Origin of the sequence: Streptomyces sp. WAC05292 (assembly GCF_003949955.1) — a bacterium.
Lineage (GTDB): Bacteria > Actinomycetota > Actinomycetes > Streptomycetales > Streptomycetaceae > Streptomyces > Streptomyces globosus.
On record NZ_RPSE01000319.1, the window covers coordinates 1 to 7513 of the forward strand.

5 protein-coding genes and 1 tRNA gene are annotated in these 7513 nt (G+C 74.7%); 5 read left to right on the forward strand and 1 reads right to left on the reverse strand.

From position 1 onward, the window contains the following. Positions 1 to 178: 178 nt before the first annotated feature. The 3 genes from EF903_RS35475 (at position 179) to EF903_RS25245 (ending at position 3511) form a co-directional block, all read left to right on the forward strand. Entirely contained in the window at positions 179 to 2347 is a 2169-nt protein-coding gene (locus EF903_RS35475; protein WP_260615894.1) for an SPFH domain-containing protein, read from the forward strand. Positions 2348 to 2716: 369 nt separating this feature from the next. Further along, on the forward strand, positions 2717 to 3352 hold the full coding sequence (locus EF903_RS25240; RefSeq protein ID WP_185902813.1) for a lytic polysaccharide monooxygenase auxiliary activity family 9 protein: 636 nt from the start codon (positions 2717 to 2719) through the stop codon (positions 3350 to 3352). Positions 3353 to 3437: 85 nt separating this feature from the next. Beyond that, positions 3438 to 3511 (forward strand) — tRNA-Lys (locus EF903_RS25245). Between the two features lie 106 nt (positions 3512 to 3617). On the opposite strand, the gene EF903_RS25250 is transcribed toward EF903_RS25245, so the two are convergent. Continuing rightward, entirely contained in the window at positions 3618 to 4376 is a 759-nt protein-coding gene (locus EF903_RS25250; RefSeq protein ID WP_125546865.1) for an IclR family transcriptional regulator, read from the reverse strand. A 239-nt stretch (positions 4377 to 4615) separates the two neighbouring features. Between EF903_RS25250 and EF903_RS25255 the strand changes: the two genes are divergently transcribed. Together EF903_RS25255 and EF903_RS25260 are read left to right on the forward strand one after the other, a co-directional pair. Continuing rightward, positions 4616 to 5773, forward strand: a complete 1158-nt coding sequence (locus EF903_RS25255) for an LLM class flavin-dependent oxidoreductase (RefSeq protein WP_125546867.1) — start codon at positions 4616 to 4618, stop codon at positions 5771 to 5773. A 255-nt stretch (positions 5774 to 6028) separates the two neighbouring features. After that, on the forward strand, positions 6029 to 7513 hold a 1485-nt coding region (locus EF903_RS25260), incomplete at its 3' end, for a glycoside hydrolase family 18 protein (RefSeq protein ID WP_148142569.1).

Here is a 7513-nt window from a genome sequence, read left to right on the forward strand (position 1 = left end):
TCCGGAGGCCGTGCCGACAGGCGCCACCGCCCCGCTCGCGGACCGCGGCGGGGCCCCTGCGGGGTCCGGGCCCCGCCCGTGGGACACGCCCGGGGCGACCTCGCCGTACGCGGGCCCGGGTGCGGCCCCCTCGGGGCTTGGACCGCGTCCGGCGGAGGCCCCGGCCCGGCCGGATGCCGTGCCGGCAGCGGATACCTCCCCGTACGCGGACCCGGCCGCCGGTCCCGCGGCAGCCGCGGCTGCGGCGCAGGCCCGGCCGCACAGCTGCCCCGCCGCCCGGGTCGCCGTCGCGCCGGCGCCGGTGCGCTCCCGGTGGGTCGCCGGAGTGCCGAGTGCCATGGTCCTGACGGCCCGGGAGGTCCTCCTGCCGCACGGCAGGGCCGCCGCCGACACCGCCACCGCCCTCGGGGATGTCCCCGCCGCCCGCACCGAGCCCGGCCAGGCGCCGGCGGCGCCCGCGGAAGGCGGCGGAACGGTCCCCGGCGACGAGGGTGGGGCGGCGCCCGGGGCACCGGCCCCGGCCGCCGCGACCCTGGACATCCCGCACCCCGCGGTCGCCCCCGACCCGCAGGCGGCGCCGCCCGCCGCCGGGGCGGACGCCTCGGACAAGGACGCACCTCCCGGACCCCAGGGCACGTCGCGGGACAGTACGCCCGACCCCGCGGCCGAGCCCGGTCCCGCCGCGGTCCGGCATGCGGCGGCCGACGCCGACGGAGGGCCCGGCAGCGGGGACGGATCGCGAGAAGCGCCCGGCGCCCACACGGCGGACCCGTCCGCGGAGCCGGCCCCGTACGAGGCGGACCCGTCCGACGGGCCGGCCCCGTACGCGGCGGACCCGGCCGACGGGCCGACCCCGTACGCGGCGGACCCGGCCGACGGGCCGACCCCTTATACGGGGGACCCGGCCGACGGTCCATGCCCGTACGCGGCGGCGGCCGCCGACGGCGGGCCCGGTATCGCTGCCGGGACGGCCGACGGTTCAGGCCCGTACACCGCTGCGGCCGCCGACGGCGGGCCCGGCCCCTCGGGTGAGACGCCCGGCCCGTACGAGGCGGACCCGGCGGGTGTGCCCGGCCCGTACGCGGCGGCGGGCCCCGTCGGCGGCGGGTCCGCTTCCCCCGACGGCCCGGTCGGCGTGCCCGGCCCGGCTGTTGCCGGGGGCGCCGCCACCCGTGGTGCGGAAGGGGACCAGCACGGCGTGCCCGCGGGTCGGGGCTCCGTGGTGGAGATCGTCTCGCGGGCCGTGGCTCGCGGGATCGGGGACGGCGGCGGCGAACCGGCACCGGCCGGCATCTCCGCGGCGGCCCGCGGGGTGGACGTCACCGCGGTGCCGGTGCACCTGCCGTTCCCCGCCGAGCCGCGCACGCACGCCGCCGGCGCCCCGGCCGCCGCGCCGGGCCGGTCCGCCCGGCGTGCCGTGCCGCGGCCGGTTCCCGGGCGGCGGGTGCCGCAGGGGGACGACCGGCTGCGGGAGCACCGGGGGCCCGTCCTGCCCGGCTGGGTCGGCGTCGCGGTGGGCGGTCTCGCCCTCAGCGGGTGCCTGGCCGTGCTCTGGCGGGCCGGAGCGGTGCCGGACGCGTTCGCGGCCGCGTTCGGTGCGGCGCCCCGCGCCTACCAGGGGCTGCGGGCCACCCACTGGCCGCCGCTCGCCTTCCTCGGCATCGTGGCGCTGCTGTCCCTCGGCGGCCTCGGCCGCGGCAAGGTCGGGCACGCCTGGGTGCTCACCCTGTTCGGCCGCTACCGCGGCACGGTCCGCCGGACCGGCCTCACCTGGGTGAGCCCCCTTCTCCTGCGCCGCCGGATCGACGTCCGGCTGCGCCACTGGCGCAGCGACCCGATGCCCGCCGTCGACTGCGGCGGCCTCGCCCTCCAGGTGGTCGTGCAGGTCGTCTGGCAGGTCAAGGACACGGCGCGGGCCGCGCTGGCCGTCGAGGACCACACCGAGTACCTGGCCGAGCAGGTCGAGGCGGCGATGGCGCGGGTGCTGTCGCAGCTGCCGGCCGACGCCTTCCACGAGGACGCCCCGACCCTCCGCGACACGGAGGCGGTAGGCGAGGCGCTGACCAGGATGCTTGCCGCCGAGACCGAGGCGGTCGGCATCGAGGTGTACTCGGCGCAGCCGACGCGCATCGAGTACGCCCCCGAGGTCGCCGAGGCGATGCGCCGCCGCCGGGTGGCGGCGATCGACGCGAAGCACCGGGACACGGTCCTGACGTCGGTCGTGGACGCCGTCGACGACACCGTCCACCGGCTGACCTCGCGGGGCCTGGTCGAGCTGGACGACTACGAGCGGAAGGCCCTGGTGAAGGACCTCACCGTCGCCTTCTACACCGGCCGCTCCGAGTAGCCGCCACCGCCACCGCCCCCGGCCTGAAGGCCCGGCCCCGGCTCCGCCCCCGCAGGCGGCTCCGGGGCCGTCGCCGTACCGCCCGGCGTCCTGTTTTCGGACAGCCGCCGTGCCGCCCGCCGCGTCCGCCTCCCGGCCCGTGCGGCGCTCCGCGGGCCGAGGTGGGGCGGGGTGCGGGCGGGGCGAAGTGGTCCGGACCATTCGTTCGCGCAATGGTCTGGACATGGCCAACTGGCGTCAATAGTCTGGGACTTGGTCTAGACCTGAAAATCCGCCCGTGCGGCCGCGGACCCACCCGCGGCCGCTCCCCGCGCGTGCGCACGCCCTCTCCCCGGACCTCCCCCCCCCACGTTCAAGGAGCACCGCATCATGCGTCTCTTCCGCATGTCCTCGCGCCTGCCCGCGCGCCCCTCCGGACGGGCCGGCTCCGCCGCCGCGCTCGGACTCGCCGCCGTGACCGGGCTCGCCCTCGCCTCGGCGCCCTCCGCCAGCAGCCACGGCTACACCGACAGCCCGATCAGCCGCCAGAAGCTCTGCGCCAACCGGACCGTCTCGGACTGCGGCCCCATCCAGTGGGAGCCGCAGAGCGTCGAGGGGTACAAGGGCTTCCCCGCTGCCGGCCCGGCCGACGGCCGGATATGCGCCGGCGGCCACCCCGAGTTCGCGCAGCTCGACGACCCGCGCGGCGGCACCTGGCCCGCCACCCAGGTCGCCTCCGGGCAGGGCTACGCCTTCCGGTGGCAGTTCACCGCCAACCACGCCACCACCGACATCAAGTACTACGTCACCCGGAACGGCTGGGACCCGACCAAGCCGCTCACCCGCGCCGCCCTGGAGTCGCAGCCGTTCCTCACCGTCGCCTACAACGGGGCCCGGCCCGCCATGACGACCGTCCACAACGGCGTCATGCCCGCCGGCAAGACCGGCCGGCACCTGATCCTGGCCGTCTGGACCGTCCACGACACCCCGATGGCCTTCTACTCCTGCTCCGACGTCCAGTTCTGAAGCGGAACCGTCCGCCGCAGGGCATCGGCCGCGGGGGTGGTTTGGAGCACCCCCGCGGACCAGGTAGTATTTTCTCTGTCAGCAGGCGCCGCTAGCTCAGTTGGTTAGAGCAGCTGACTCTTAATCAGCGGGTCCGGGGTTCGAGTCCCTGGCGGCGCACCTGTCCTTCGGGCGGCTTCCGGTTGAACCGGGAGCCGCCCGAAGTGTTTTCCCGCTCGTGGCGCTCCTCGCACCGCGGCCTCTCCCGTGAGCCGCGTCACCAGGACTACAGGGCGAGCGACAGCAGCAGCGGAGCGGCCTTCCGGTTCAGGGTCTCCGCCGCCGCCCGCAGCCGGTGCGCGTGCTCCACGGGCATCGACAGGGCCAGGCAGCCCACCGACGCGCCCGCGGTGATCGGCACCGCCGCGCAGACCGTGCCGAGCGCGTACTCCTGGAGGTCGAGCACCGGCACGGTGGCCGGCTGGCTGTCGAGCTTCGAGAAGAGGACCCGCTCGCTCACGATCGTCTTCGACGTCAGCCGGGCGATCTTGTGCCGGGACAGGTGGTCGCGCCGCCCGTTCTGGTCGAGCTGCGTCAGCAGGCACTTGCCGACCGCGCTCGCGTGCGCCGCGGAGCGGAAGTCCACCCACTCGTGCACCTTCGGGGTGCGCGGGCTGTCCGCGACCTGCGTGATCTTCACCTCGCCGTCCACGTACCGGCTGATGTAGACCGCCGCGCCCACCGAGTCCCGCAGCCGGTCCAGGGTCTCCTGCAGCTTGTCCTGGAGGGCCTGCTGCCGGTCCGGGCCCGAGCCGAGCAGGACCAGCGAGTCGCCTATCGCGTACGCCCCGTCCGACACCTCCAGGACGTACCCCTCGCGGCGCAGCATGAGGAGCATCGGAGCGAGATGGACCGCCGGCAGTCCGGTCTCGCGCGCGATCTGCTCGTCGGACACGCCGCCGGTGTGGCGGGCGATCGCTTCGAGCACGCGCAGGGCGTACTGCACCGAGTGGAACGGCGCGGTCGGCTCGGGCTTCAGCGCCACGGTCTCCCCCTAGCAGGTCGTTACCGCTTGCCGTACCACGATAGCCAGCAAGAGGCCCCTCCGGAGCGCCTGTTGGGAAGTTCGATGGCCGGAAAACGCCCTCTCGCCAGGGCCTACGCCACTGGCATATGCCAAGGTCAAGGGCCCGGCCCCACGGCGGCACACCCGCCCCGGGAATGCCCGCCACCGCTCCCCGGTTCGACTCCCCGTACGGACGTACGAGCGAGACGGGAGTTGCCATGAGTGACCACGGGGAAGCCGCACGGGAGGACCGCCCGGCCGGCGGCGCGCAGGGACCGGAACCCGCGGCCGCCCCGGCGCCCCACCCCGTCCGGGGCACCGCGCACGGCACCGCCCCCGTACCGCTGTCGGTGCTGGACCTCGTCACCGTCGGCAGCGGCAGCACCGCGAGCGCGTCCCTGCGGACCAGCGTCGCCCTCGCCCGGCTCGCCGAAGCCCGCGGCTACCAGCGCCACTGGGTCGCCGAGCACCACTCCATGCCCGGCGTCGCCAGCTCCTCGCCCGCGGTGATCCTGGCGCACCTGGCCGCGCACACCTCCCGCATCCGCCTCGGCTCGGGCGGCGTCATGCTGCCCAACCACGCCCCCCTCGCCGTCGCCGAGCAGTTCGGCACCCTGGAGGCGCTCGCCCCCGGCCGGATCGACCTCGGCCTCGGCCGCGCCCCCGGCACCGACGGCCGCACCGCCGCCGCCCTGCGCGGCCCCGGCCGGGCCGAGGAGGGCCACGACGAGTTCCCCCGCCGCCTCGCGGAGCTCACCCGCTTCCTCGACGACGACTTCCCCGACGGCCACCCCTACGCCCGGGTCCACGCCGTGCCCGGCCCGGTGCAGGGGCCGGCCGGCCGGCCGCCGCTGTGGCTGCTCGGCTCCTCCGGCTTCAGCGCCCGCCTCGCCGGCGAGCTGGGCCTGCCCTTCGCGTACGCCCACCACTTCTCCGCCGCCGGCACGCTGCCCGCCCTCGACCTCTACCGGCAGACGTTCCGCCCCTCGGCCGCCCTGGACGCCCCGTACGCCGTGATCGGCGTGTCGGCGCTGGCCGCCGACACGGCCGCCGGGGCCCGCGCCCAGGCGCTCACGGGCGCGCTGTCGATGCTCCGGCTGCGCGCGGGCCGGCCCGGCCTGATACCCACCCCGGAGGAGGCGGCGGCCTACCCCTTCTCCCCGCTGGAGCGGGAGTTCGCCGACGGCTGGCTGGCGAACGTCGTCCACGGCACCCCGGACGAGGTCCGCGCCGGGCTCGACGCGCTGGCCGCCCGCACCGGCGCGGACGAGCTGATGCTGACCGCGAACGCGCACGACGGTGCGGCCCGGCTGCGCTCCTACGAACTCGTCGCGGATGCGTACGGGATGCCGGAAGGGGAGCCGCGGGCCGATTGACGGCGTGCGAACGGCGTTCGGCTGGTTTGTTGCCGAAACCTTGCGGCAGCCTTTCCTAAGGCACCCTTAAACCGCTCGTCACCCGGGGTGGCGAGCGGTTTCCCATGCCCCTGCACGCCTCTGACAAGGGGATTTACCGCGCGAGTGGTCTAGTCCTTCTTTGGTCCAAACCATTGACGGCGCCTGTCGGTGATCGCTATCACTTCTCCCACCCGGACCTCTTGCCCTCCCTCCCCACTTCCCCGGAGGCAGTACATGCACATCCGTAAACCCCTCATCGCGGCCGCCGCCACGGCCGCGCTGGCGGCCGGGGCCGTGGCCGGCCTCGCGGGGCTCGGCACCGCCCAGGCCGCGGACGCCACCGCGGCAGCCGGCGGCGGCAACATCCGCATCGCGTACTACGACCAGTGGAGCGTGTACGGGAACGCCTTCTACCCGAAGCACCTCGACACCCGCGGCATCGCGGGCAAGCTGGACGTCATCAACTACTCGTTCGGCAACATCCACCCCACCGACCTCACCTGCTTCATGGCCAACAAGGCCGCGGGCGACGACAACAACCCGAACGCGGGCGACGGTGCGGGAGACTCCTATGCCGACTACCAGAAGTCCTTCAGCGCGGCCGACTCCGTCGACGGAGTCGCCGACAAGTGGGACCAGCCGATCGTGGGCGTCTTCAACCAGTTCAAGGAACTGAAGGCCAAGTACCCCCACCTGAAGATCAACATCTCGCTGGGCGGCTGGACCTACTCCAAGTACTTCCACGACGCCGCGAAGACCGACGCGAGCCGCAAGAAGCTGGTCTCCTCCTGCATCGACCAGTACATCAAGGGCAACCTGCCCGTCGAGGGCGGCTTCGGCGGCCCGGGCACCGCCGCCGGCATCTTCGACGGCATCGACATCGACTGGGAGTACCCGGGCTCCTCCGGCGGCCACCTCGGCAACCACCACGGCCCCGAGGACAAGCAGAACTTCACGCTCCTGCTCGCCGAGTTCCGCAAGCAGCTCGACGAGTACGGCGCCGCCAACGGCGGCAGGAAGCTGATGCTGACGGCGGCGCTCCCGGCCGGCCAGGACAAGATCAAGTACATCGAGACCGACAAGATCGGCCAGTACTTGGACTACGCCAACATCATGACGTACGACATGCACGGCGCCTGGGACGGCGACGGGCCCACGTACCACCAGTCCCCGCTGCGGAACTCGCCGGCCGACCCGACCGACCCCATCGCGCCGGGCACCGAGAAGTACAGCATCGAGAACGCCATCGACGCCTGGATCGACGGCGACCCCGCCTACGGCATCGCCGGCGGCTTCCCGGCCGGCAAGCTGACGCTGGGCTACGAGTTCTACTACCGCGGCTGGAAGGGCGTCCCGGCGGGCACCGCGGGCGGCCTCGCCCAGCCCGCGACCGGCGGCTCCAGCCCCCGCCAGTACAGCCAGCAGGCGGGCATCGCCCACTACAAGGAGCTCGGCGGCATCGTCGACAACCCGGCGGCCACCTTCTGGGACGACCAGTCGAAGTCCTCGTACTTCTACAAGGACGGCGAGTTCTTCACCGGCCTGAACCAGAAGTCCGTCCAGGCCCGCGTCGACTACGGCAAGAGCCGCGGCCTCGGCGGGGCGATGATGTACTCCCTGCTCGGCCTGGACGAGGGCACCACCCTGCTGAACCAGATCTCGGACGCCCTCGGCGGCACCACCCAGCCCCCGACCACGCCGCCGAGGGCGTCCGAGATC

Excerpts from the sequence above, each read along its gene's own strand:
- EF903_RS25240 (WP_185902813.1), top strand. The coding sequence starts at position 2,717 with ATGCGTCTCTTCCGCATGTCCTCGCGCCTGCCCGCGCGCCCCTCCGGA.
- EF903_RS25255 (WP_125546867.1), top strand. The coding sequence starts at position 4,616 with ATGAGTGACCACGGGGAAGCCGCACGGGAGGACCGCCCGGCCGGCGGC.